This is a genomic window from Streptomyces sp. NPDC003248, assembly GCF_055563235.1.
In genome coordinates, this window is sequence record NZ_JBVHDT010000002.1 from 457,039 (window position 1) to 480,269 (window position 23,231).

22 protein-coding genes are annotated in these 23,231 nt (G+C 74.9%); 14 read left to right on the forward strand and 8 right to left on the reverse strand.

Annotated features, from left to right (window positions below):
- Nucleotides 1–116 precede the first annotated feature (116 nt).
- The 6 genes from ACZ3KJ_RS07405 to ACZ3KJ_RS07430 all read left to right on the forward strand — a co-directional run bounded on the left by ACZ3KJ_RS07405 (nt 117) and on the right by ACZ3KJ_RS07430 (nt 8,867).
- The gene (locus tag ACZ3KJ_RS07405; protein WP_467525319.1) at nt 117–1,058 is read left to right on the forward strand and encodes a hypothetical protein; all 942 of its coding nucleotides are present in this window, start codon (nt 117–119) and stop codon (nt 1,056–1,058) included.
- Nucleotides 1,058–3,232, forward strand: coding sequence for a hypothetical protein (locus tag ACZ3KJ_RS07410; protein ID WP_467525321.1), 2,175 nt, complete (start codon nt 1,058–1,060; stop codon nt 3,230–3,232). The genes ACZ3KJ_RS07405 and ACZ3KJ_RS07410 overlap by 1 nt, the downstream gene beginning before the upstream one ends.
- Nucleotides 3,229–4,617: a hypothetical protein gene (locus ACZ3KJ_RS07415; protein WP_467525323.1), complete on the forward strand. Its 1,389-nt coding sequence runs from the start codon at nt 3,229–3,231 to the stop codon at nt 4,615–4,617. Before ACZ3KJ_RS07410 ends, ACZ3KJ_RS07415 begins: the two co-directional genes overlap by 4 nt.
- Nucleotides 4,618–5,579: 962 nt before the next feature.
- Entirely contained in the window at nt 5,580–6,536 is a 957-nt protein-coding gene (locus ACZ3KJ_RS07420) for a protein phosphatase 2C domain-containing protein (RefSeq protein WP_467525325.1), read from the forward strand.
- Nucleotides 6,536–8,128: a serine/threonine-protein kinase gene (locus ACZ3KJ_RS07425; protein ID WP_467525327.1), complete on the forward strand. Its 1,593-nt coding sequence runs from the start codon at nt 6,536–6,538 to the stop codon at nt 8,126–8,128. The genes ACZ3KJ_RS07420 and ACZ3KJ_RS07425 overlap by 1 nt, the downstream gene beginning before the upstream one ends.
- 34 nt (nt 8,129–8,162) lie before the next feature.
- Nucleotides 8,163–8,867 carry a vWA domain-containing protein gene (locus ACZ3KJ_RS07430; RefSeq protein ID WP_467525329.1) on the forward strand — a complete coding sequence of 235 codons (705 nt, stop codon included), beginning with the start codon at nt 8,163–8,165 and terminating at the stop codon, nt 8,865–8,867.
- 42 nt (nt 8,868–8,909) lie between these two features.
- Here the strand turns inward: ACZ3KJ_RS07430 and ACZ3KJ_RS07435 are convergent, their stop codons facing one another.
- On the reverse strand, nt 8,910–10,385 hold the full coding sequence (locus ACZ3KJ_RS07435; protein ID WP_467525769.1) for a SulP family inorganic anion transporter: 1,476 nt from the start codon (nt 10,383–10,385) through the stop codon (nt 8,910–8,912).
- A gap of 422 nt (nt 10,386–10,807) precedes the next feature.
- On the opposite strand from ACZ3KJ_RS07435, the gene ACZ3KJ_RS07440 reads away from it, so the two are divergent.
- From ACZ3KJ_RS07440 to ACZ3KJ_RS07450, 3 genes are all read left to right on the forward strand, one after another.
- On the forward strand, nt 10,808–11,260 hold the full coding sequence (locus ACZ3KJ_RS07440; RefSeq protein WP_467525331.1) for a MerR family transcriptional regulator: 453 nt from the start codon (nt 10,808–10,810) through the stop codon (nt 11,258–11,260).
- A 2-nt stretch (nt 11,261–11,262) separates the two neighbouring features.
- On the forward strand, nt 11,263–11,658 hold the full coding sequence (locus tag ACZ3KJ_RS07445) for a hypothetical protein (RefSeq protein WP_467525333.1): 396 nt from the start codon (nt 11,263–11,265) through the stop codon (nt 11,656–11,658).
- 221 nt (nt 11,659–11,879) lie between these two features.
- Complete coding sequence (locus ACZ3KJ_RS07450) at nt 11,880–12,275, forward strand: hypothetical protein (protein ID WP_467525335.1); 396 nt, start codon at nt 11,880–11,882, stop codon at nt 12,273–12,275.
- A gap of 93 nt (nt 12,276–12,368) precedes the next feature.
- On the opposite strand, the gene ACZ3KJ_RS07455 is transcribed toward ACZ3KJ_RS07450, so the two are convergent.
- From ACZ3KJ_RS07455 to ACZ3KJ_RS07480, 6 genes are all read right to left on the reverse strand, one after another.
- Nucleotides 12,369–12,674, reverse strand: a complete 306-nt coding sequence (locus tag ACZ3KJ_RS07455; protein ID WP_467525336.1) for an SCO5918 family protein — start codon at nt 12,672–12,674, stop codon at nt 12,369–12,371.
- 106 nt (nt 12,675–12,780) lie between these two features.
- Nucleotides 12,781–14,295 carry a DEAD/DEAH box helicase gene (locus ACZ3KJ_RS07460; RefSeq protein ID WP_467525338.1) on the reverse strand — a complete coding sequence of 505 codons (1,515 nt, stop codon included), beginning with the start codon at nt 14,293–14,295 and terminating at the stop codon, nt 12,781–12,783.
- Between the two features lie 235 nt (nt 14,296–14,530).
- Nucleotides 14,531–14,734 (reverse strand): cold-shock protein, encoded by a 204-nt coding sequence (locus ACZ3KJ_RS07465; RefSeq protein WP_384965179.1) that lies wholly within the window; start codon nt 14,732–14,734, stop codon nt 14,531–14,533.
- Between the two features lie 452 nt (nt 14,735–15,186).
- Nucleotides 15,187–16,545: an MFS transporter gene (locus ACZ3KJ_RS07470; RefSeq protein ID WP_467525340.1), complete on the reverse strand. Its 1,359-nt coding sequence runs from the start codon at nt 16,543–16,545 to the stop codon at nt 15,187–15,189.
- A gap of 55 nt (nt 16,546–16,600) precedes the next feature.
- Nucleotides 16,601–17,539 carry an amidohydrolase family protein gene (locus tag ACZ3KJ_RS07475; RefSeq protein ID WP_467525342.1) on the reverse strand — a complete coding sequence of 313 codons (939 nt, stop codon included), beginning with the start codon at nt 17,537–17,539 and terminating at the stop codon, nt 16,601–16,603.
- Between the two features lie 5 nt (nt 17,540–17,544).
- A complete protein-coding gene (locus tag ACZ3KJ_RS07480; protein WP_467525344.1) occupies nt 17,545–17,895 on the reverse strand; it encodes a hypothetical protein in 351 nt (116 codons plus the stop codon).
- Between the two features lie 164 nt (nt 17,896–18,059).
- On the opposite strand from ACZ3KJ_RS07480, the gene ACZ3KJ_RS07485 reads away from it, so the two are divergent.
- From ACZ3KJ_RS07485 to ACZ3KJ_RS07505, 5 genes are all read left to right on the forward strand, one after another.
- Nucleotides 18,060–18,743, forward strand: a complete 684-nt coding sequence (locus ACZ3KJ_RS07485; RefSeq protein ID WP_467525346.1) for a response regulator transcription factor — start codon at nt 18,060–18,062, stop codon at nt 18,741–18,743.
- An 11-nt stretch (nt 18,744–18,754) separates the two neighbouring features.
- Nucleotides 18,755–20,194 (forward strand): sensor histidine kinase, encoded by a 1,440-nt coding sequence (locus ACZ3KJ_RS07490; RefSeq protein ID WP_467525347.1) that lies wholly within the window; start codon nt 18,755–18,757, stop codon nt 20,192–20,194.
- Nucleotides 20,191–21,219, forward strand: a complete 1,029-nt coding sequence (locus ACZ3KJ_RS07495) for a TAXI family TRAP transporter solute-binding subunit (RefSeq protein WP_467525348.1) — start codon at nt 20,191–20,193, stop codon at nt 21,217–21,219. Before ACZ3KJ_RS07490 ends, ACZ3KJ_RS07495 begins: the two co-directional genes overlap by 4 nt.
- Nucleotides 21,220–21,313: 94 nt before the next feature.
- Nucleotides 21,314–21,766, forward strand: a complete 453-nt coding sequence (locus ACZ3KJ_RS07500; RefSeq protein ID WP_467525350.1) for a BlaI/MecI/CopY family transcriptional regulator — start codon at nt 21,314–21,316, stop codon at nt 21,764–21,766.
- A 6-nt stretch (nt 21,767–21,772) separates the two neighbouring features.
- Entirely contained in the window at nt 21,773–22,717 is a 945-nt protein-coding gene (locus ACZ3KJ_RS07505) for a M56 family metallopeptidase (protein WP_467525352.1), read from the forward strand.
- Nucleotides 22,718–22,757: 40 nt separating this feature from the next.
- On the opposite strand, the gene ACZ3KJ_RS07510 is transcribed toward ACZ3KJ_RS07505, so the two are convergent.
- Nucleotides 22,758–23,213 carry a tellurite resistance TerB family protein gene (locus ACZ3KJ_RS07510; protein ID WP_467525354.1) on the reverse strand — a complete coding sequence of 152 codons (456 nt, stop codon included), beginning with the start codon at nt 23,211–23,213 and terminating at the stop codon, nt 22,758–22,760.
- Nucleotides 23,214–23,231 lie beyond the last annotated feature (18 nt).

Genomic DNA, 23,231 nt, shown 5'->3' on the forward strand with positions numbered 1-23,231 from the left:
GTCATCTGACGCTGTGCGCGGAACGGGCCCCGGATATGCATGACGAGGGCACCGTGGGCCGCCGGTCACGGGGGTGGTGGTCCACGGTGTCGCATCTCTCGCAAGAAGGACGGATCATGAAACCGAAGGCTCAGGTCTACTCCATAGTCGTCGTCGACATCGAGAAATTCGGCCGACGCGCCAATCCGGTCCAACTCTGGCTCAGGGAACGCCTGTACGACATCGCCCGGAAGGCGTTCTCGGAATCGGGGATCGACGCCGAGAACGGACCGGAACCGTCCGACCGGGGAGACGGATTCTTCTGGCTGCTGTCCGGAGTCGACCGCACCGAACTCACCGGGCGGTTCGTCGACGTGCTCGACCAGAAGCTGCGCGCGCACGCCCGGACGAGCAACGAACAGGGCGCACTGCGGCTGCGCGTGGCCCTCCACCAGGGCGATGTGACCGACGACGGGTCCGGCTGGGTCGGCGAGGAACTGAACACCGCCTGCCGCCTGGTGGACATCGACCCGCTGCGCACGGCGCTGGAGTCAGGGACGCGGGCCGGACTCGCGCTCGCCGTCTCCGGCGAGTGGCACCGGCAGGTCGTCCGCCACGACGACGCCTCCGTGGCGGGCGACACCTTCCGGTGCGTCCCCTTCGACGCCAAGGAGATCCGGGGCGCGCACGCCTGGATCAGGGTCCCCGGCTACGACGCCCCGCCCGGCATCTCCGGAGCCCGTACCGCGCCCGCCGGAGGCGGGAACCGGGGTGCGGCCACCGGTGACGGCGGCCGGACCGCGGGAGCCGACGGCGGGTCGACGGCAGCCGGTGGCGGGTCCACGGGAGCCGGTGGCGGGTCCACGGGAGCCGGTGGCGCGGGCGCGCGCGGCGAGGGCCGGCGCGGGGACGGCGTGGCCCCGGCCGGCCAGGGGCCCTTCGCCGGGGCCCGCTTCGACCGCGTGAACCAGGTCTTCGGCGGCGACCAGATCGTCCACGGAGGACAGACGTTCTCGTGGGGTCACGGCCCGGACGAACCCGCCGCGCGTGACGGCGAGGACGGGAACGGGGGTGCCTGATGGCGGACGCCGCACCCCCCGAAGGCCCGAAGCCCGAACCGACACCCTCCCCGCCCGGCACCCCCGACCCGCCGCAAGGCCTGCGCGAGGGCCTCGCGGCGCTGCGCGGCACCCGCGGAGCCGCCGGGGAACGGCTCGACGCGGAACGCGACGCCGTCAACGGACTGCGCGTCTCGGCGGCCCAGGTCTTCGGCGGCGACAACTACGTCTTCCAGCTCGGCGGCGCCGCCGCCGGCCCCCGCTCCTACCGGCTGACCGCCGAGAACCTGGACGAGACCCGCGAGGCGTTCGCCCCGCCGGACGGCTTCGACACGGTCGTCCGCGAGGTGACGGCCCGTGCCGTCACCGTCCTGCGGGGAGCGGCCGGCACCGGCAAGGAGGCCCTGGCACGGGCCGTGCTCCAGCGGGCCGGACACCGCGTCCTGCACCTGCTCGAACCCACCACCGACCTCGCCCTCCTCGACGACAAGGCCCTCACCCCCGGCGTCGGCTACATCCTCCCCGACCTCCCGCAGCGGGGCGCGGACCTGCTGACCGCGTTCGAACTGCACCGGCTCGACGCCCTGCTGCGGCGCGCGGACTGCCGGCTCGTCCTCACCGCCCAGGCCGCCGTGCGGATCACCGACCCGCGCGTCGGGCCCGCCGTGACCGACGCGCCCGGCGCCCCGGACCTGTCCGCGATCGTCGCCCGGCAACTGGGCTGGCGGCTGGGCGCGCCCGCCGCCGCCCGCGCCCGCCGCGTCCTCGCCCGCCCCGACGTCACCCGGCTGCTGCGCGAGCAGCTCGGCGGCGGCGCGGACGCGGGGACGGCGGCCGACCTGGGCCGCGACCTGGCCGAGGCCGCGGCGGCCGGCGGCGACGACGAGATCGTCGCCCGGGTCCGCGCCCGCAAGGACCTCGACGACGAACGCGCGGTCGCCCACTGGCTGCACGACATGGCGGACCTCGCCGAACAGTGCCTCGCCATCGGCATCGCCGTGTTCGGCGGCGAGGCCTACGAGACGGTGGCCACCCTCTCGCGCGACCTGGAGGAACGGCTCCAGGTCGAGGAGAGCCCCGACAACCCCGTACGCCCCCGGGGCACCAAGCTCACCGGGACCCGCACCGCCCGGCTGGACGCCGTCCGCGCCGCGCTGGTGGACTCCGAGGTCGCGACCCGGCACGGCGGCGCCCGCGGCAAGGTCGTCCGCTTCCAGGACCCCGGTACCGCCCGACGGGTCCTCGACCACGTGTGGAGCGAGTACGACGAGATACGCGAGGCGCTGCCCGGCTGGCTGCGCGACGCGGCGGCCCGCGGCCTGCCCACCGTCGGCGTACGCGCCGCGGTCGGCGCCGGGACCCTCGCCCGGCACAGCTTCGAGACCGTACGGGCGCGCATCCTGCGGCCCTGGGCGGCCGACAAGGACGCCGAGCTGCGCGACGCCGCGGCCATCGCGCTCGGCGTCGCCGCCCGGGAGTCGGGCCACGCGCTCGCCGTGTACAACCTGGTCATGGCCTGGAGCGCGGACCGCTCCCCGGAGCTGCGGGCCACCGCCGCCCGCGCCTGGCGCGTGGTCTTCGAACAGGACGGCGACGAGATGGCCTGGGGCTGGCTGCACCAGTTGGCCGGCACCCAGCACGTGGCCGTGATCGAGGCCCTGTGCCGCAGCCTCACCGAGTACATGGCCCTCGACGGCGGCCGGTACCGCTCCGACGCCCTCGACCTGCTCGACCAGTGGGCGGTCACCGGCCTGCACGACCCGCAGCGCCGGATCTTCGGCGAGCTGGCCTTCCTCTACGCCGCGGCCGACCTGGTCGGCCCCCCGCCCCCGCCCCCCGCCGGCCGGTCCGCGCCGCCCGGGGCACCGGTCTGGCCGGCGCTGCTCACCGCCACCGCGCACGACCCGGTGCAGCGGGCGGACATCGCCGCCCTGTGGCGCCAGACCGTCAACTCGGCGCTCACGTACGGCATGGCCCACGACGTCCTCACCGACTGGGCCCGCCTGGTCGACCACGACCCGCGCGGGCGCGAGGCGCTCGCGGTCCTGCTGGCCGGCGTCGCCGCCGACCGGCGCACCCGGGTGATCCTCCGGCACCTGGCCGACGGCTGGGTCCGCGGCACCGCGGGACGCACCGCGCCCCGTTCCGGCCACCGTCTACTCGCCCGTCTCGACGCAGGGAGCGGCACACCGTGACACCACAGGAAGCAGCACAACAACTCCTCTTCACCGGCCCGCTCCCCGTGAGCATGGCGGACCGGGGCGGCCCGGTCCGCCCGGGGCAGGCCCTCCTGTTCAGCAACGAGGAGGGCGATCTGACCGAACTGCCGCGCAAACCCACGGCGTTCGGCTCCCTGCGCTACCGCTACCGGTACGAGGTGGACCTCTCGGACCACACGGTGAACTGGTCGGAGCCGTTGCAGAGCGGCACCGGCGGATTCGACTTCCAGGCCGCGTTCGAGGCCCGCTGGAAGGTCTCCGGCCCGGCGGAGGTCGTCCGCCGCGGGATCCGGTCCGTGCGCGACGGGCAGGAGGCGGTGTGCGTGGCCGTGCGGGACCTGCTCTGGCCGCACGCCACGCGGTACGGGATCGAGCGGATGGAGGAGTTCGCCGGGTTCGTGCGCGGCTCGCTGTGCAGCCGGCAGCACCGGCTGGCGACCGGCCTCACCGTGGACTCCCTGACCGTGCGGATCTACCTCGACGAGGCCGCGGCCGGACAGCTGCGGGCGCTGAAGCAGCGCGAGTTCGACAAGCAGCTCGCCGTCGCCGGGCACGACGTGGCGATGACCGAGCACAGCCTCGACCAGCGGCTCCAGACCAAGCGCCGGGAAGCGCTGCTCGCGGCGGCCCGCGGCGAGGGCGGCCTGCTGGTCGAGCTCATCGCCCAGGACCCGTCGAAGCTCCACGAGATCATGCGGGAGCTGGGCCAGCGGCACGACGTGGCGGTGGAGCAGAAGGGCCGGATGCTGCGGGACCTCGTCGAGGCGGGCCACATCCAGCCCGCCGAGGCCCAGCAGATGTGGTACGAGATGTACAGCCCGGCACCGCTGTTCGGCGGCGGCCCCGCCGCGCTCCCGGCCACGGGGCCGGGCGGTCCGCCCGCGCAGCTGACGCAGGGGCCCGGTGCGCTGCCGGCCGGCGCGGTCTCCGCCGGGACCGCGACAGGCGGTACGCCGGGTGGCGCGACGGGCGGTACGACGGGCGGCACACCGACCGGTACGCCTGGTGGCGTGACGGGTGGCGTGGCGGTCGGCGGGGCGGTCGGCGGGGCGGCAGGACCGGCCGTGGTGGCCGGCACGGTGGTTCCCGCGGCGGGCACCCAGGAACCGCCCAAACCCCGGCGCCGCGCGGGTTCGCCGGCGCCTCCGGCCGCCGCCGGTCCCGCCGCGCCGACGCCTCCCGCCGGCGGTGCCGCCGCGCCCGTCTCCCCCGCCTCGCCGGACCCGTCGGCCCCGTCGGCCCCTCCCGCGCCCCGGAAGCCGGACGCGTCGGGGGACGGCTCGGCCAACGTCGTCGGCGAGACCCGGGTCGGCCCGCGGGGCGGTCGCGGCGGGCGGCGCACGCCGGGGGCCGGATCGTGAGGCCGGGCCAGGGCCAGCACCGGGCCACCGACGCACCGCGCACGGCCGGGGACCCCTCCGGCGCCGCCGGCCAGGGCAGGCCGGCCCGCGGTGTCCGGCCGGCCCGCCGTACCCGGCTGACCCTCACGTTGCTCGTGGCGGGAACCGCACTGCTGGCGGGAGGAAGTGCCTTGTTCGGTTGGAAGGGGCTGGGCCTCACCGCGACGGGCGTCGCCGTGGCCGCCGTCGCCCGGGTGCTCCACCAGGCGCTGCGGAACGACCCGGCGGACGGTGACCCGGCGGGCCGCGATCCTGCGGGCCGCGACTCGGCGGGCCGCGGCTCGGCGGGCGGCCCGCAGGAAGGGCCCGGCAACGGCTACGTCCGCCGTGAGTTCGGGCTGTACGGCAGCGCCGCCGCGCGACCCGAGGGCGACCGGGAGGCGCGAGCGGGGTCCGGGTCCTCCGGGTACGGACCGGGGGGCGGCGGCCGCGAACCGCGTGCGGGTGCGGGCCATGGTGTCGGTGCGGGTGCGGGTGCGGGTGCGGGTGCGGGTGCCGGTGCCGGTGTTGGTTCCGGGGCCGGGGCCGGGGCCGGGGCCGGAGCGGGAGCCCCGTCCCGGGGCGGGGGCGACCGTGGATCGCGTCCCCCGGCGGGGCGCGCCACGCGACCCCCGGCCTCCGGGGCACCGTCCGCGGGGGCGGAGGATTTCCACTCGACGACGCCGACGCCGATGACCCCGGCGATCCCCGCGATGCCGGGCTTCTCGCCTTCCTCACCCACCTCATCCACCTCACCCCTCTCGCCCTCCGGGGCCGACACCGGGCGCCCGCCCGGCGGCGCGGCCGTCCCCGCCCGACCCGCCTCCCCGACGACGAGCGACGGGCTCCCCGGACCGAACGGCCACCCGGCCGCCCCCGGGCCCGCCGGGTACGGGGAGCCGCCGGAGGGCGCCGGAACCACCGGCCACGCCTCCCCACGGCCGGTGGCCGGGATCACCGAGGTCGTCGGCGGACCGGCGCCCGCGCCGGACGGCGCCGCCCCCGCCCGGCGGGCGCGGGAGACCGGGCTCGCGCTCCCGGTGCCGGACGACGACGGGCCGCCCGTGCTCGTCCGCGGATCGCGCGCGTCCCGGGAGCCGTGGCGGCTGCCCGCCGAGCCGGGGCCGCACGGGCTGGCGGCGGACGAGGCCGCGCTGGGCGGGCTGACCGTCCGCGCCGCCTCGGTCGTCGGCCCCGGGCACCGGGCGCACGGCAGGCCCCGGCAGGACGCGTACCGGATCGGCCGGGACCGCGCGGGCGAACACCTGGTGATCGCCGTGGCGGACGGCATGTCGGACAGCGCCCACTCCGACGTCGGCGCACAGGTGGCCGTGTCGGCGCTGGTCAACACCGTCCGTACGGCCCTCGACGCGGGGACCCCGCTGGAGCGGCTGGACCACTGCGCCGCCTTCCTCAGCGCCGCCGGACAGATGATCGCGGTGGCGGAGCAACGCGGCTGGGACCCGGACACGGTGCGGGCCGTCGCCGTCGTCGCCGCCGTGCCGGCCCGGCCGCACGTCAACGGCCGGCGCCGGGTGTGGCTGGCCGCGATCGCCGACGTCAGCGCGTGGCGGCTGAACGGCGACGACTGGGAGCGTCTGATCGGCGAGGAGAAGCACGGCTTCGACGCGTCGGCCGTCGCCCGGTACCTGCCGCACGACCCGCGCGGCGCCGACCACGGCATCGTGGAACTGCCGCCCGCCGGCGTGCTGGCGGTGACGACGGACGGCGTCGCGGACGCGTTCGCCACCGGGCCCCAGGCCCGTCGGTGGTTCGCCGAACGGTGGGCCCGGCCGCCGGCCGTCGGCACCTTCCTCAACCAGGTCGGCTTCGACCAGGTCCAGATGCACGACGACCGCACCGCCGTCGTGGTCTGGTGCGACGACGAGGAGCACCGCTGATGGGCACCTGGTCCGACAGCCCGTTCCCGTCCCGCGAGGAGCTGTCCGGCGCACCGCAGGGGACGGTGATCAGCCGGGACAACGGCGAGTCCCGGCTGGTGTACGAGATCGAGGGCAGCCCCGGCTGGCTCGCCAAGCTCTACAAGCGCCCCGCGGACGCCGTACGCGCCTCCGACCTCCAGCGCCTGGTCTACCTGCCGACCGGCATGTCCCAGACGGACCAGGACCTGGTGGACCGGTGCCTGTCCTGGCCCACCACCCGCCTCTACGACGGCTCCGACCTCGTCGGCGTGGTGATGGCGAAGGCGCCCGACGGTTTCTACGCGCCCCTCAAGGCGCTGTCGGGCTGGAAGGACCCGGCACCGCTGCCGGTGGACTGGCTGATGCAGGACGCCGACAAGTGCGCCCAGGTCGGGCTGCGCCCGCCGGACCGGGACACACGGCTGCGCGCGGTGGAGGAACTGCTGGCGGTCGGCGACCTGTTCGCCCGGCACGACGTCGTGTACGGGGACTGGTCGTACCGCAACGCGCTGTGGAACCAGCACACGGGCGAGGTCTTCGTCATAGACATGGACTCCTGCGGGATCGGCTCGCGGGAGTGGGTGGAGTCGCCCGGCTGGGCCGACCCGCTGTTCCCCGACCGGTCGCGGCGGCCGACGGTGGCCAGCGACAGCTACAAGCTGGCCGTGCTGACGGTGCGCTGCCTCACCGCCCGGCGCCAGGACCCGCTCGACGCGCTCCGCGCCGTGGAGACGTCGAAGGCGGACGCCTCGCTGGCCGGCCTGCTGCGGCGGGCGCTCACCGCAACCCGGCCGGAGGACCGGCCGGATTGCGCGGAGCTCCTCGAAGCGGTGCGGCGGATACGCGGTACGGCCGCGCCGGCGGGAACGGCCACCGGGCCGGCGTCCGCGGCGGGCGCGGACAACGTCACCACCTGGGTCAAGGTCGGCCCCGGCGCCGGCTCCGCCCGCACCCCGCGGGCCGCCTCCGGCACGGCGGCGCCGAACGGCACCACGGCGCCGAACGGCACCACGGCGCCGAACCGCGCCACGGCGCCGAACAGCGCCACGGCGTCGAACGTGACGGGATCGGTGAACCTGCGCGGACGCTCGGCGACCCGCCCCCCGGCCCCCGCCCCGGCGTCCTCGACCTCGTCCTCGTCCTCGTCCCCTTCCCCGTCCTCGTCCTCGTCCTCGTCTTCGTCCGGCGGAGGGTCGGCCCGGCCCGGTCCCGGTTCCGGGTCCGCGGCGAACGGTTCCGGTACGAGCGCTGCCGCGGCGCCGGGCCCCGTACCGCCCGCGTCCGGCGCCTCCCGGCCCGCCGGCTCCGGCACCTCCCGGCCCACCACACCCCGCTCGACCAGGGCAACTTCGCGGCCCACCTCGGGCAGGACCCCCTCCGGCTCCGTCTCCGGCCGGGCCGCCGCCCGGCGCGCGGCGGCGGCGCCCGGTCGGGGCGGCCGCACCGCCCCGGCCGCCCGCACCACCCCGGCCGCCCCGGGCCGCCCCGGGCGGTACGCCCTCTCCGCGGTGCTGCTCTGCGCGCTGATCGTCGCACTCTGCGTCGCCCGCTTCGTCCTGGGCTGGATCTGACACACCCGTGCACGGAAGGAAAGAAGAAGAGAACATGACCGACTACACCGACGCACCGGCGGGTTACGGCACCTTCAAGACCAAGGGCCTGCCGGCCTACCTGGTCCTGGACACCTCCACGTCGATGAAACCGTACGAGCAGCTTCTCAACGAGACGCTGCTGAAGATCTACGACACCCTCTACACCAGCCCTCAGCTGTCGGAGTTCATCCACCTGTCGGTGATCTCGTTCAACACGATGCCGCACGTGGTGACGTCGATGACCGACATCGAGGTGCTGGAGACCCTGCCCACGGTCAGCTGCGGCGGATGGACCAACGTGGGGCCGATGTGCGAGCTGCTGAGGGCCCGGATCACCGAGGACGTCAGCGCCCTGGCCGGGAACGGCGTCCAGGTCCTGCGGCCCGTCGTGTTCCTGCTGACCGACGGACTGCCCACCGACAAGCCGTCCGGCGCGTGGAAGCACGACCTGGACGCGCTCCAGGACCGCTCCTGGAAGCCCCGGCCGCACATCATCACGTACGGCTTCGGCGACGCCAGCGAGTCGGTGCTCAGCACGATCGCGACCGTCGCCGCGTACATCGCGGAGGACCCCGGCGGCGACAACGGCGAGGCCCTCTCCCAGGCCATGAGCAGCCTGCTGAACTCGCTGGTGGCGTCGGCCCAGAAGCAGAGCCTCCAGGTGCCGGAGGAGGTGGAGGGCTACCGCACGCTGCCGACCGACTACGTCAGCGGCTGAGCCCGGACGGGCACCGCGCCCGCGGTGTCCGCGCCCCGCTGCTCAGTGGCCGCCCGAGAGTTCGCCGCTGAGCGTCCGGTGGAGGCGGGCGCTGTGCTCGTTCAGGCCGATGATCTCGACGGTCCTGCCGCGCTGGGCGTACTTGGTCTCGACGGCGTCGAGCGCGGCGACGGAGGAGGCGTCCCAGATGTGCGCGGCGGACAGGTCGATGACGGCCCGGCCGGGGCCGTCGGCGTAGTCGAACCGGCCGACGAGGTCGTTGGACGAGGCGAAGAACAGCTCGCCGGTGACCCGGTGGACGACGGTGGTGCCGTCGGGGTCGGTGACGGTGGTGACGTCGGCCAGGTGGGCGACGCGCCGGGCGAAGACGACCACGGCGGTCAGGGAGCCGACGACGACGCCGACGGCGAGGTTGTGGGTGGCGACCACGCACACGACGGTCACCACCATGACGGTGGTCTCCCCGGCCGGCATCCGCTTCAGCGTCCTCGGCGCGACGGAGTGCCAGTCGAAGGTGGCCACCGACACCATGACCATGACGGCGACGAGCGCGGCCATGGGGATGTCGGAGACGACCGGCCCGAGGACGATGCACAGCACCATCAGGAACGCGCCCGCCAGGAACGTCGACAGCCGGGTGCGGGCCCCGGAGACCCGTACGTTGATCATTGTCTGGCCGATCATCGCGCAGCCGCCCATGCCGCCGAAGAAGCCGGTGACGATGTTGGCGATGCCCTGTCCGACGGACTCGCGGGTCTTGGACGAGCGGGTGTCGGTGATGTCGTCGACCAGCTTGGCCGTCATCAGCGACTCCATCAGGCCGACCAGCGCCATGGCGAGCGCGTACGGCGCCACCGTCGTGAGTGTGTCGAAGGTGAACGGCACGTCCGGCAGGCCCGGCGTCGGCAGCGAGGACGGCAGGGCGCCCTTGTCGCCCACGGTCGGCACCGCGATCCCGGCGCCGACCGTGACGACGGTGAGGATCACGATGGACACCAGGGGCGCCGGGACGACCGTGGTGACCCTCGGGAAGAACACCATCAGCGCCAGCCCGGCCGCGATCAGCGGATAGACGGGCCACGGGACGTCCGTCATCTCCGGGACCTGCGCCATGAAGACGAGGACGGCCAGCGAGTTGACGAAGCCGACCATCACCGAGCGCGGCACGAACCGCAGCAGCTTCGCCACGCCGAGCGCGCCGAGGGCGATCTGGAGGACGCCCGCGAGGATCACCGCCGCGACCAGGTGGCCGAAGCCGTGCTCGCGGTTCAGCGGGGCGATGACCAGGGCGACGGCACCGGTGGCGGCCGAGATCATGGCCGGCCGGCCGCCGACGACCGCCAGGGTCACGGCCATCGTGAACGAGGCGGACAGACCGACCGCCGGATCGACCCCGGCGATGATCGAGAAGGAGATCGCCTCGGGGATCAGCGCCAGGCCGACCACGAGCCCGGCCAGCACCTCGGTGCGCAGCACCTTCGGGTCGGACAGCCAGGCCGGAGGGCGGACGCCGCGCATCCGGGCGGCCGGGGACAGTGCGGCCGAGGACCGTGGGGAGGAGGACAAGACGAACGGAACCTGTCGTGCTCGGGCCGCCGTGGCATCACGGCGGGGGCGCGGGAAGGACGGCACGGCCGGGCGCCGGGGCGCCGGGTGCCCAGTGAAAGGGGGGCGAAGGGGGGCGAAGGGTCACGGCGGGCAGGCGGCGGCGCGGGGCACCGGGGGCACGCGCACGCTCTCTCCCACGGACATCGGTCTTCGCCGGGGGCTTCGTCGGCCCCGACACGGCTGACGGCGACGGGACGGCGTCCCGCGCCGGGGGCACGGGCGGTGGTCGCCGACCCGGCACCCCGGCAACCCTACCCTGACGTTAGGGTAGGGATCGGGTCCGGCGGCCGCGCCGGCCGCCGCAGCGGCGAGAGACCAGGAAGGCCCCCCGCGTGAGCAGCGCGCACATGCAGATCGGCGAGGTCGCCGCACGGACCGAGCTGTCCCTGCGCACCATCCGGCACTACGAGGAGACCGGCCTCGTCATCCCCTCCGCCCGTTCCCAGGGCGGCTTCCGCCTCTACACCGAGGCCGACGTGGCCCGTCTGATGGTCGTCCGCCGGATGAAGCCGCTCGGCTTCACCCTCGACGAGATGCGCGCCCTGCTCGCGGCCACCGACCGGCTCGACACGGGCGAGGGGCTGCCGCCCGAGGAACGCGAGGCACTCCTGGAGCGCGTGCGCGGCTTCGAGCAGGCCGCCCGGCGCCGGGTCGAGGATCTGCGCACCCAGCTCTCCCGGGCGGAGGACTTCGCCGCCACACTGGCTGAGCGCCTCACCGCGCGGGGCGCCGACGGGCCGCGAGCCTCGCCTCGCCCAGCGGTGAGAGGCGGGAAGGAGCAGTGAACATGATCGAGTGGGCGCCGTTCGGAGTCGGAGCCAGGCCCGTTCCCCATCCCGTCGCCACGCCCGTGGTGTGGTCCGCGGCCGTCGGCGGCGCGCTGCTGCTGGTGGGGCTCGTCAACGCCTTCGTCGGCCAGGACCGGCCCGGGCTCGCCCTGGCGGCGCTGTCCGTGCTGGCCGCCCTGCTGGGCGTCTGCGCGCGCTTCACCGCGGCCCCCGGCACGGCCGTCCTGTGCTGGCTGTTCCTCAACGCCTTCGGCATACCGCCCACGGGCACGCTCGACTGGGTCGGCCACCGGGACACCTTCTGGCTCGCCTGCCTGCTCACCGCCGCCCTCACCGGCACCCTCGCCGGCCGGCTGATGCACGCCCGCGCCGCCTACCGCCGCGTCGGCGGCTGAGCCGGCGGGACGACGACAGGCGGCGGGCGGCGATCCGCAGCTGGTGGCGGGAGCAGTGCCAAGCGGGGTATCGAGTATGTCGGCGGCCCGGCCGATCGTGTACGCGGCGCGGTCGTCCGTCGTCCGGTCGGTCGTGGAGCGGGTCGCCCGCTGCGCGCTTCTCCGGGGCCCGTTCCCCCGTGCGGGGCGGCGGCGGCCGGTCCCTGAATAGAATCGGCTCCATGCCGAACGCTGATGAGTTGCTCGTCTCCATCGCCGCCGTCGTGGAGTCGGAGCCGAGCAATCAGATGTCGCTGACCGTGGTGGCCGGCGGTGCCGTCATCACCGGGCGGCTGGCTCCCGAGGCCATGTGGCGGGAGCGGGTGGCGGAGGTCCTGCGCGCCTCGGACCGGCTGGGCCCGTTCTCCGGTGTCTTCACCGGCCACCGCGAGGAGGGGCGGTCCGACCGCGAGGAGGGGCGGCCCGACCGCGAGGAGGCGCCCACGCACCTGCACTTCCACCTCGCGCGGATCCTCCAGGGCAGCCTCGGGATCCCTGAGACGGGCGGGATGTACCGGGTCGCGATCCGCGACGTCAGCGCCTGGACCGTGGGCGACCTCAGCTACTTCGAGCAGTGAGCCGGCGGCCGTGTGCCGCGAGGGTCCCGCCGAGCACGTCGGCGGGACCCTCGCGGTGTCACGTGTGCGGAACGGCGGCTACCCGCACGTCCCTCAGAGGTCCGAGGGCGTGGTGCCGCCGAGCAGCTGCCACGCGGCCGGAACCGGGTCGGGCGCGGGCACGGGCTCGGGGGCGTGGCAGGTGAACCCGAGGCGGGTCATGGCCCGGGTGACCTCGTGGCCGGTGAAGTCGCGGCGGTCCTGACGGGTGATGACCTCGCCCACCTGCTTGACGGGGTAGCGGCGGCGTCCGATGGTCACGGACTCACCCGTGACGGGCTCGGGCTTGACGCCCTTCATCGAGGCGAGGACTCCCTCCCGGGTCAGTTCGAAGGGGTACTGGGCGATGACACAGCGCATGGTGCCTCACAGGGAGAGGGAGGGTGGACGGGCCGGCCGGAAGAAGGACTCGGCCGCGGTCCCGCCGACGACAGGGGTCCTGCCGCCGAGGGGACCGCGGCCGGACTCAGGCCGCCGGGTCGGCGGCGGACGGGCGGCGGGCGCTGCGGCGCGCCGCTCCGCCGGTCGGCCTGCCCTTGCCGGTACGGCCGCGGCGGCTGCGGTTCGAAGAGTTCGAAGAGTTCGGGGACTTCGAGGAGTTCGCGGCGGACGAGGTGCGGCGGGCGCGTTCCGCGGCCGGTTCGGTGATGACGACCGGGACGCCGGAGGGGGCTTGGGCGCCGGTGATGCGGCTGAGCTCCGCCTCACCCGGACGTACCTGGGTGATCTGCGGGATGATGCCGGCCGCGGACATCAGCCGGTTGATGTCGCGGCGCTGGTCGGGGGTGACCAGGGTGACGACGCTGCCGGACTCGCCGGCGCGGGCCGTGCGGCCGCCGCGGTGCAGGTAGTCCTTGTGGTCGGTGGGCGGGTCCACGTTGACGACGAGGTCGAGGTCGTCGACGTGGATGCCGCGCGCCGCGACGTTGGTCGCCACCAGGACGGTCACGTGCCCGTTCTTGAAGCGGTCGAGGGTCTTGGTGCGCTGCGGCTGGGACTTGCCGCCGTGCAGGGCGGCCGCGCGGACGCCGCTGTTCAGCAGGTGCTTGGTCAGCCGGTCCACGGCGTGCTTGGTGTCCAGGAACATGATCACCCGGCCGTCGCGGGCCGCGATCTCGGTGGTCGTCCGGTGCTTGTCGGTGTCGTGCACGTGGAGCACGTGGTGCTCCATCGTGGTGACGGCGCCCGCGGAGGGGTCGACGGAGTGGACCACCGGGTCCGACAGGTAGCGGCGGACCAGCAGATCGACGTTGCGGTCCAGGGTGGCGGAGAAGAGCAGCCGCTGCCCGTCGGGGCGCACCTGGTCGAGCAGACCGGTGACCTGCGGCATGAAGCCCATGTCGGCCATCTGGTCGGCCTCGTCCAGGACGGTGACGGCGACGTCGTCCAGCCGGCAGTCGCCGCGGTCGATCAGGTCCTTGAGCCGTCCCGGCGTCGCGACGACGATCTCCGCCCCGGCCCGCAGCGCCCCGGCCTGCCGGCCGATCGACATCCCGCCGACGACGGTGGCCGGCCGCAGGCCCAGGGAGCGGGCGTAGGGCGTGAGCGCGTCGGTGACCTGCTGGGCGAGTTCCCGGGTGGGGACGAGGATCAGGGCGAGCGGCCGCCGTGGCTCGGCGCGGCGGCCCTGGGTGCGGGCCATCACGGCGAGGCCGAAGGCGAGGGTCTTGCCCGACCCGGTGCGGCCGCGGCCGAGCACGTCCCGGCCGGCCAGGGAGTTCGGCAGCGTCGCCGCCTGGATGGGGAACGGTGTGGTCACGCCTTCACGGCCGAGCGTGGCCAGCAGCGGCGCGGGCATGTCGAGATCGGCGAACGACTCGGCCGCGGGCAACGGGGGTGTGATCGTCTTGGGGAGCGCGAACTCGCCCTGGGGTGCGGCCTGTCGGCGCCCGCCGCCCTGGGACCGGCGCCGGTTGCCGGAGCGCTGGGACGCGGAGCCGCCGGAGCGGTCGTACGGACGGGTGGTCCGTGCACGGTTCATGCGGAGCCTTCCTCGACGCGGCGCGTACCAAGGAATTCCCGCAGCAATGGAGCGGCGCAGAGAATCGCGAGAACGTGCCGGAAATGATGGGCAGGGGAAGTGGGAAGTCGCACGGGAAATAGCGGCTTCCGGTCCGGGGGGAAATTGCCCGGGTTGCCCTGAAACGCAGCGAGCTGGGGCCCGCACCCCAAGGTGCGGGCCCCAGCTGCGAAGTATGACGTCAGGGACGACGACGTCAGGCCGCGGTGATGTTCTCGGCCGTCGGGCCCTTCTGGCCCTGCGCGATGTCGAACGTCACCTTCTGGCCCTCCAGAAGCTCGCGGAAGCCCTGGCTGTTGATGTTCGAGTAGTGGGCGAAGACGTCGGGGCCGCCGCCGTCCTGCTCGATGAAGCCGAAGCCCTTTTCCGCGTTGAACCACTTGACGGTGCCGGAAGCCATGAGAATCTCCTCTGGGACGGTGCTCGGAACACGCCCTGTGCGCGCTCCGGTCGCCGCGATGATCACCCCGTCGGAAAAACCTCCAGGCAACCAAAACTGCAACTGGCGTCGACACTAGCATGTCGGCTTCGGCCCCGCCCGCCAGATATTTCCGCTCTGCCCGCTGCGTGGGGAATATTCCCGGGGTCCCGTGTCAATTCCTCACTTCACGGCCACAGGTATTGCCCCGCCCGGACCGCAGGGTCGCCGCCGGGTGTCCCGGGCCGCACTGCCCTGACCTCCGCCGACGGGCCGGGGCGGCAGCCCGGCGGCCACCGTGGGCGGGACGCCGGCGGGCCCGCCGGACCGGCGACGGCGAGACGAAGACCACACCGGTCCGGCCGGTCGCGCGACGCCCGCCGCGGCCCGGTGGACCACCGTCCCGGTCGGTCCCGGCCGGCACCGCCGCCCGTTCAGGCCGGCGCACCCTCTTGCTGCCGGGCCGTCGCGGCGAGGCGCGCCGAGCGGGTGCGGGTGCCGAAGACGGCCAGGGTGACCGCGCCGACCAGCCAGGTGCCGGCGATGAAGCAGAAGACGCTCCGGTAGCCGTGGCCGTTGTAGAGCGCGGCGACGATCAGCGGGCCGGCGGCGTTCGACAGACGGCCGAAGCCGTAGGAGACGCTGGTGCCCAGGGAGCGGCCGCGGGTGTCGAACAGCTCGGGGGAGTAGGCGTAGGCGAGGGCGGTGTAGCCGCGCTCGAAGAGGTTCACGAGGAAGCCGAACACGATGATGAGGACGGGGTCGAAGGTGAGCCCGTACAGCAGGCCGCAGCCGGCGATCACCGTGCCGAAGGCGACCAGGCACCACTTGCGTTCGAACCGGTCGGTGACGAGGGAGGCCAGGTAGCAGCCGAGCGGCGCGCCGACCGTGGTGAGCGCCACGTAGAAGACGGACTTCTCGACGCTGAAGCCCTCCTTGGCCAGCAGGGTGGGCGCCCAGCTGGAGTAACCGAAGAAGCCGATGGTCTGCGTCGTCCACAGCACGGTGAGCAGCAGCGTCGGGAGCAGGTACTTCTTCCGCAGGAGCAGCCGCAGCGGCGCCTTCGTCGACGGGGTCTCGGCGACCGGGGGCGCGGGCTCGGGGAGGGGGCCCTTCTCCGCCGCGACGCTCGCCTCGATCTCCCTCAGGACCGCGTCGGCCTCGGCGTGCTCGCCCCTGCTCTCCAGCCAGCGCGGCGACTCCTTGAGGTGCCGGGCGAACAGCACGAGCAGGACGCCCAGGGAGCCCCAGAGGTAGACCAGCCGCCACGACCAGTCGTTGAGCGGGACGACCGCGCTGGCGATGAGGTTGGTGACGGGCGTGCCGCAGATGCCGATGACGATGGCGTACGCCTGGTACTTGCCGCGGATCGCGGACGGGTACATCTCGTTGACGTAGACGACGCCGACGACGGTCATGGCCGACAGGCCCGCCGAGGTCAGCACGCGGAACACGCCGAGCGACACGAGGTCCCAGGCGAACACCGCCGCGAACGAGGAGATGCCGAACGACAGCGTCGTCCACAGCAGCGCCCGCTTGCGGCCCCACCGGTCGGCGATGGACCCGGCGACGATCGCCCCGACGAACATCCCGACGAACGACAGGGAGGTGACGTAGGCGATCTGGTCGACCGTCACGCCCCACAGTGTGATCAGTTTCGGCGCGGTGGTGGCGAAGCTGTTGATGTCCGCGAACTCGAAGAAGTAGGCGAAGGCGACGGCGAGCAGGGTGACTTTGTGGAACCGGGAGACCGGAAGCCTGTCCAGCCGGTTCAGCGCGTTGGAGTGGTGCATGAGCGGCCCTTGTCGGAGTCGGGGAGGGGATCTCGGAGCGGGTGGCCCGGGGACGTCAGAGGTCCTCGTCGGGCCAGTACAGGGCCATGGGGTTGGCGACGAGCAGCTTGTGCCGCTGCTCCTCGGTGACCGCCACCTGCGGCACGTGGTCGACGAGGAGTCCGTCGTCGGGCATGTGGTCGGTGAGGTTGGGGTGCGGCCAGTCGGTGCCCCACAGCACCCGGTCGGGGAACTCCTGCACGACCCGGCGGCCGAAGGGGACGACGTCCCTGTAGGGGTGCCGTTCGCCGTCCAGGGCCGCGGGGCCGGTCACGCTGAGGCGTTCGGGGCAGGTGACCTTCACCCAGACGTCGTCGGCCTCGGCGAAGCGCAGGAACCGGGTGAACTCCGGCCCGTCCGCCGGCCGGGTCACGTCCGGCCGCCCCATGTGGTCCACCACCAGCGGGACCGGCAACGACCGGAAGAAGCCCTCCAGTTCGGGCAGGTCGGCGCTCTCGAAGTAGAGGACGACGTGCCAGCCCAGCGGGGCGACCTTCCGCGCGATCGTGCGCAGGTCGTCCTGGGGCGAGGTGTCGACCAGGCGCCGTACGAAGTTGAACCGCACGCCGCGCACGCCCGCCGCGTCGAGCGCGAGCAGCTCGTCCGCGCCGATGTCCGGGCGGACGGTCGCGATGCCGCGGGCCCTGCCGCCGGCCGCGCGGACGGCGTCGACCATGGCGCTGTTGTCCGCGCCGTGGCAGGTGGCCTGCACGATGACGTTGCGGGCGACGCCCAGGTGGTCGCGGAGCGCGAACAGGTCGTCCTTGCCGCCGTCGCAGGGCGTGTACTTGCGTTCCGGCGCGAAGGGGAACTCCGCCTGCGGGCCGAAGACGTGGCAGTGGGCGTCGACGGTCCCCGCCGGCAGCCGGAAGGCCGGTGCGGACGGGTTCCGGTACCAGTCCAGCCAGCCGGGCGTCTTGGCGGCGGGAGGAGCCTGGGGGGAGGGAGCGTTCACGCGGCTCACCGGCCCTGGCGCTTCAGCAGGGCGTCCGGGGTGCCCAGGGCGTCCGGGGCGTCCGGGGCGTCCGGGCGGGGGTGCGCGGCGCGCGCGTCGCGCTCCTGGACCGCCGCCAGGCGGTCGGCGGACAGCGCGGCCGGGTCCGGCGCGACGGTCTCGCGCGGCGCTACGGTCTCGCGCGGCGCTACGGTCTCGCGCGGCGCGACGGTCTCGCGCGGCGCGTCGTCGACGATGCGCAGGTCCGCGCGGGCCGGGGCGGCCGACGGGCCGGTGGGGGAGGCGGTCTGCCGGGTGCGCCGCGCCTGGAGGGCCGGCGGGGCGGTCGTGCGGTGACCGTGACAGTCGATGATCATGTGCGGCGTCCTTCCGGGCTGCTGGGTGCCGTGCAGCCTGGCCGGGCGCCGTACCGGGGACGAGGGGTCCGGACGCAGAACTAACCTCCCCTTAACACTCCGGCGGGCGCGTGGCCGGTGTGGTCTACATTCGGCTGACGGGGTGGCCGAAAGGAGGTGGCCGGGTGCAGATACTGCTGGCCGAGGACGACGACGGCGTGGCCGCGGCGCTCGTCGAGGTCCTGTACGACCATGGCCACGTCACCCGGCGGGTGCGGTACGGCAGGGAGGTGCTGACCTACCACCGCAGCTCCGACCTGCTCCTGCTCGACCTGGGCCTGCCCGACACCGACGGTCTGGACGTGCTGCGCGCCCTGCGGGCGGTCAGCGACCTGCCGGTGGTGGTGCTCACCGCCCGCGGCGACGAGCGCTCGGTCGTGCGCGGACTGCGGCTCGGGGCCGACGACTACCTCGTCAAGCCGGTGCGCCTCGCCGAGCTCCTCGCCCGCATCGACGCCGTCACCCGCCGCAACGCGACGCGGGGCGCCTCCCCCGTACGGACGGTGCGGGCCGGTGACGTCGAGGTGGACCTCGACGCGCGCCGGGTCCGGGTCGGCGGGGCGGAGGCGGACCTGACCACCAAGGAGTTCGACATCCTCGCCGTGCTGGCCGGACGCGCCGGCACGGCGGTCAGCCGAGAGCAGCTCCTGGACGAGGTGTGGGGCGCCTCCCGCCACACCACGTCCACCTCCCGCTCCCTGGACGTCCACCTCACCCAGCTGCGCGCCAAGCTGCGCCACCCGGAACTGATCACCACGATCCGCGGCTTCGGCTACCGTTTCGGGGACTCCGGGCACCCCGGCGACTGAGGAGCTGACGCGTGCGTACCCGGGTCCAGGCCGCGCTCCTGGTGTTCGTCGTGATCGCGGTGGCCGCGTTCGCCGTGCCGCTGCTGCTGGTCACCGCGTCCGACCGCACCCAGCAGCTGGTCCTCGCCCGCAGCGCCGACCTCGACCGTTTCGCGTCCCTCGTGGACCAGGCCGCGGCGACCGGGGACACCTCGGCCGTCGCCGCCGAGGCGCGGCGCTACACCCGGCTGTACGGGGAACCGCTCGTCGTCACCGACACGCGCCGCCGCCCCGTCGTCCAGACCGGCGGCATGCGGGCCGCCGATCCCGCCGTCGCCCGGCTGCTCGACGCGGCCCTGCGCAACCAGACCGCGCACCCCACGGACACGCTCCGCCCCTGGTCGCGGGGGTACCGCATGTTCGCCGAGCCCGCGAGCACCGGGACCCGGGTCTCCGGGGCCGTCGTGCTGCGGGCCTCGGTCGGCAACGCGGCGGAGGACATCACCCGGCGCTGGGCCGCCGTCCTCGCCGGGACCGCCCTGGTCGCCGTGGCCTGCACGGTCCTCGCCCGGGCCGCCACGGGGTGGGTGGTCAGCCCGCTGCGCCGCCTCGACCGGGCCGTCGGCCGGCTCGCCGCGGGGCTGCCGCCCGAACAGACCCGGGCCGGCGGCCCGCCCGAACTGCGCCGGCTCGCGACCGGCTTCAACCGCATGGCCCGTACGGTCACGGCGGCCCTGGAGCAGCAGCGCCGGCTCGTCGCCGACACCTCCCACCAGATGCGCAACCCCATGGCGGCGCTCCGGCTCCGCGTCGACGCCCTGCACACCCATCTGCCGCCGTCCGCCGACCGCACGTACACCGGGGTCACCACCGAGCTCGACCGCCTGGAGACCCTCCTGGACGACCTGCTGGCCCTCGCCGCAGCGGAGCACCGGGCCGGGGAGCTGACGGTGACCGACGGGTCGGGCGCCCGCTGCGACGCCACGGCGGTGGCGGCCGACCGGCACCGCCTGTGGGAGCCGGTCGCCCACCGCGCCGGAGCCCGCCTGGTCCTGCGGGCGGCCGCGGCCCCGGTCCCGGCCGCCTGCACGGACCGCGAACTCGCCCAGGTCGCGGACGTCCTCCTGGACAACGCCATCAAGTACGCGGGTCCGGGCGCCGGGATCTCGCTCCGCTGCACCGCCGAGGGCCCGCTCGCGGTCCTCACGGTGACCGACGACGGCCCCGGCCTGGACCCGGAGGAGCTCGCGCTGGCCACCACCCGCTTCTGGCGCTCGGGCCGCCAGCGCCGGGCCGGGACGACGGGGACCGGCCTGGGCCTGGCCATCGCCGAGCAACTGCTGGCGGGGCGGGGAGGCCGGCTGGAACTGGCGCCGGCCCGGCCGCGGGGGCTGCGCGCCAGGGCGGTGCTGCCGCGCGCGGCGACCGCGGGCACCGCGGCGGGCGCCGATCCGCACGGAGACGCGCCATGACCCGCCCCCGCCCCCGCCCCTGTCCCCATGACCGTCCCCAGCCTGTGGACCGCCGCACCGTCCTCCACGCCGGCCTCGGCACGGCGGCCGCCGCGGTCCTCGGCGGGGTGCTCACGGCCGACACCTCCCGGCAGCGTCCCGGTCCGAGGGGCGTCCTGCGCTTCGCGACCGGTGAGCCCACGGCGTTCTACGAGGCGTTCGGCCGCCTCCTGGCCACCGAACTCCACGCGGAGCACCCCCGGCTGAGCTGCCGCGTCCGCACCACCGCGGGCAGCGTCACCAACATCGCACTGCTCCGCGACCGCCGCGCCGACCTCGCACTCGTCCTCACCGACACCGCGCGGGCGGCCCGGGGCACCGCGCTCTTCCCGCAGCCGGTGCCCCTGCGCGCGATCGGCCGGGTGTACGAGACCTACCTCCAGTTCGTCGTCCGCGCCGACTCGCCCGTGCGCGCGGTGTCCGACCTGGCCGGACACACCGTCTCGCTCGGCGCGGCCGGATCGGGCGCGGCCGTGCTCGGCGAGCGGATCCTGCACGCCGCGGGCCTCACACCCGGCACCGACGTGCCGGTGCTCCACCTCCCGCTGGCCGACGCGGCGGACGCGATGCGGGCGGGCTCGGTCGACGCCCTGCTCGTCGCGGGCGGCGTACCGCTGCCCGTCCTGTCCGGCCTCGACGACCGCCCCGGCCTGCGCTTCCTGCCACTGGCCGGCCTGCTGCCCCGGCTCGGCGGCGCCGACGGCCGGGCCGGTTCCGGCCTGGAGGAGGTGACCCTGCCGCAGAGCGCGTACCGGACGGCGGGCGGAGTCGCCACCATCGGCGTGTCCAACCTGCTGGTGAGCCGCCCCGACCTGCCCCGCGCCGTCGCCGAGGCGGTCACCCGGCTGCTCGTCCTGCGGGCGTCCGCCCTCGTCCCCGACAACGCCGTCGGCACCCAGTTCCTCGACGTCGGCAGCCTGATCGGCACCGGCGCCGTCCCCCTGCACCCGGGCGCGGCCGCGGCGTACCGCGCCCTGCACGGCTGAGCCCGGTGCGGGGTGGCGGGGTGCGGAGGGCGGCCGCCGGGTGCCCCTACGATGGACCGCTCGTGAACTCGGGGCCGGCGGAGAGGAGACGGACGTGACGGATCACCGGCAGCGTGCCCGGCGGCGCGGACAGGGCGAGCTGGAGTCGCTCGTCCTGTCCGCGCTGCGGGAGGCGGACGGCCCGGCGACCGCGGGCTGGGTGCAGGAGCGGCTGGGCGGGGACCTCGCCTATACGACGGTGATCACCATCCTGACCCGGCTGCTGGCCAAGGGCGCCGTCACGCGGGAGCGGGCCGGCCGGTCCTTCGCCTGGACGCCCGCCTCGGACCAGGCGGGCCTGGCCGCGCACCGGATGCGCAAGGTGCTGGACGCCGAGAGCGACCGGGAAGCGGTGCTGGCCAGCTTCGTCACCGGCCTCGGCCCGCAGGACGAGCGGCTGCTGCGCGAACTGCTGGGCCGGCCCGCGGACGACGGAACCGGGCACGGCGAGGCAGGCGGACTCGGCGAGGGGCGCGGGCACGGCGAGGGAAGCGAAGGAGACGGCTGAAGCCTCATGGGGGTGTTCGTCTTTCTGCCGCTGGTCCTGCCGCTGAGCGCCTGGCCGATCGCGCGCCTGGCCGAGCAGCGGCTGCATCCGCGGACCGCGACGAGGCTGCTGACCGGGGTGGCCGCGGTCATGGCGGTGTGCAGTTCGGTGTGCCTGGGCCTGGTGATGGTGGTCGGCACCGCTCAGCTGCCCGGCAACCCGCTGCCCGACGGCTGGTCGGACCCCGAGGTGCGGGCGGCCGTCCCGTACGACGAGGTCGCCGGCAAGGCGGCCATCCCCGCGCTGTGCGCGGTGGTGGTGGCCTGCGGCCGGACCCTGTGGCGGCACGGCCGGGTGCGCCGCCGGGCGCACCGCGCGCTCGCCGGAATGCCGGGCACACAGGTGGCGGTCCTGCCGGACGACGTTCCGTACGCGTACGCGCTGCCGGGCCGTCGCCGCGACCGGATCGTGGTGACCACCGGCCTGCTGGACCGCCTCGAACCGGCCGAGCGGCGCGCCCTGTTCGCCCATGAGCGGGCCCACCTCACCGCCCGGCACCACCGGTTCCTGCTCGCCGTCCGGCTGGCCGCGCGGGCCAACCCGTTCCTGCGGCCGCTGTGCACGGCGGTGGCCTACACGGCGGAGCGGTGGGCGGACGAGGAGGCGGCCGACGCCGTCGGCAGCCGCCGTACGGTGGCGTGCGCGATCGGCAAGGCGGCCCTCGTCTCCCGCGGGACCCCCGTGGCCACGCTCGCGGGCTTCGCGGCGCCCGGGCCGGCGCCGGGACCCGTGCCGCGCAGGGTGGCGGCCCTGCTCGGCCCGGCGCCCGCGGTGCGCAGCTGGCCGCCGGTGTTCACCTCGGTCGGCCTGGCGGCCTGGGGCGCGGCGGCGGGAACGGCCGCCTCCGCGATGTCCTCCGCGAACTCCGCCGTGACGATGGTCCTCATCCTGCGTGCGGCGACGCCTTTCTGAACCGGGTCGGTTCAGAAAGGCGCGGACCGCCGCGCGGCGGTCAGAGGTCGAACTCGTGCGGCGGCAGGTCGAGGGCGAAGCACGCCTCGCGGACCACGGCCTGCTCGGTCTTGTCGAAGTCGCCGTCGGCGCCGCCGATGACGACGCCGATCTGGATGACGGCGCGCGCCTCGGCGGGCTTCTTCCTGGCCTTGGCGACCTCCTGCAACACGCTGACCTTGCCGAAGTCGAAGTCGGCGGTGAGCTTGTCCAGGTTGTCGTCGAAACGGCGCTGGAGGTCCAGGGCGTCGAAGTTCTGGAGCACCTCGTTGGTGGCGATCAGCTGGGCCACGCGCCGGCGCTCGGACGGATCGATGGTGCCGTCCGCCGCCGCGACCAGCGCGCACATCGCCATGGCGGCGTCCCGGAAGGCGCCGCTCTTGAGGTCGTTCTTCTTCGCCACGAGCTGCGTCTGCATCTGAGTGGCGGAATCCTTGATGCGGTCCCAGAGGGCCATGAGAGCTCCGTACGGTCG

Bases quoted from the DNA above. Each gene is read 5' to 3' on its own strand.
- ACZ3KJ_RS07480 (WP_467525344.1), bottom strand. From the start codon at position 17,895: ATGATCATCGACTGTCACGGTCACCGCACGACCGCCCCGCCGGCCCTC.
- ACZ3KJ_RS07410 (WP_467525321.1), top strand. From the start codon at position 1,058: ATGGCGGACGCCGCACCCCCCGAAGGCCCGAAGCCCGAACCGACACCC.
- ACZ3KJ_RS07505 (WP_467525352.1), top strand. From the start codon at position 21,773: ATGGGGGTGTTCGTCTTTCTGCCGCTGGTCCTGCCGCTGAGCGCCTGG.
- ACZ3KJ_RS07445 (WP_467525333.1), top strand. From the start codon at position 11,263: ATGATCGAGTGGGCGCCGTTCGGAGTCGGAGCCAGGCCCGTTCCCCAT.
- ACZ3KJ_RS07430 (WP_467525329.1), top strand. From the start codon at position 8,163: ATGACCGACTACACCGACGCACCGGCGGGTTACGGCACCTTCAAGACC.
- ACZ3KJ_RS07455 (WP_467525336.1), bottom strand. From the start codon at position 12,674: ATGCGCTGTGTCATCGCCCAGTACCCCTTCGAACTGACCCGGGAGGGA.
- ACZ3KJ_RS07470 (WP_467525340.1), bottom strand. From the start codon at position 16,545: ATGCACCACTCCAACGCGCTGAACCGGCTGGACAGGCTTCCGGTCTCC.
- ACZ3KJ_RS07510 (WP_467525354.1), bottom strand. From the start codon at position 23,213: ATGGCCCTCTGGGACCGCATCAAGGATTCCGCCACTCAGATGCAGACG.
- ACZ3KJ_RS07495 (WP_467525348.1), top strand. From the start codon at position 20,191: ATGACCCGCCCCCGCCCCCGCCCCTGTCCCCATGACCGTCCCCAGCCT.
- ACZ3KJ_RS07405 (WP_467525319.1), top strand. From the start codon at position 117: ATGAAACCGAAGGCTCAGGTCTACTCCATAGTCGTCGTCGACATCGAG.
- ACZ3KJ_RS07460 (WP_467525338.1), bottom strand. From the start codon at position 14,295: ATGAACCGTGCACGGACCACCCGTCCGTACGACCGCTCCGGCGGCTCC.
- ACZ3KJ_RS07450 (WP_467525335.1), top strand. From the start codon at position 11,880: ATGCCGAACGCTGATGAGTTGCTCGTCTCCATCGCCGCCGTCGTGGAG.
- ACZ3KJ_RS07465 (WP_384965179.1), bottom strand. From the start codon at position 14,734: ATGGCTTCCGGCACCGTCAAGTGGTTCAACGCGGAAAAGGGCTTCGGC.
- ACZ3KJ_RS07425 (WP_467525327.1), top strand. From the start codon at position 6,536: ATGGGCACCTGGTCCGACAGCCCGTTCCCGTCCCGCGAGGAGCTGTCC.
- ACZ3KJ_RS07435 (WP_467525769.1), bottom strand. From the start codon at position 10,385: ATGCGCGGCGTCCGCCCTCCGGCCTGGCTGTCCGACCCGAAGGTGCTG.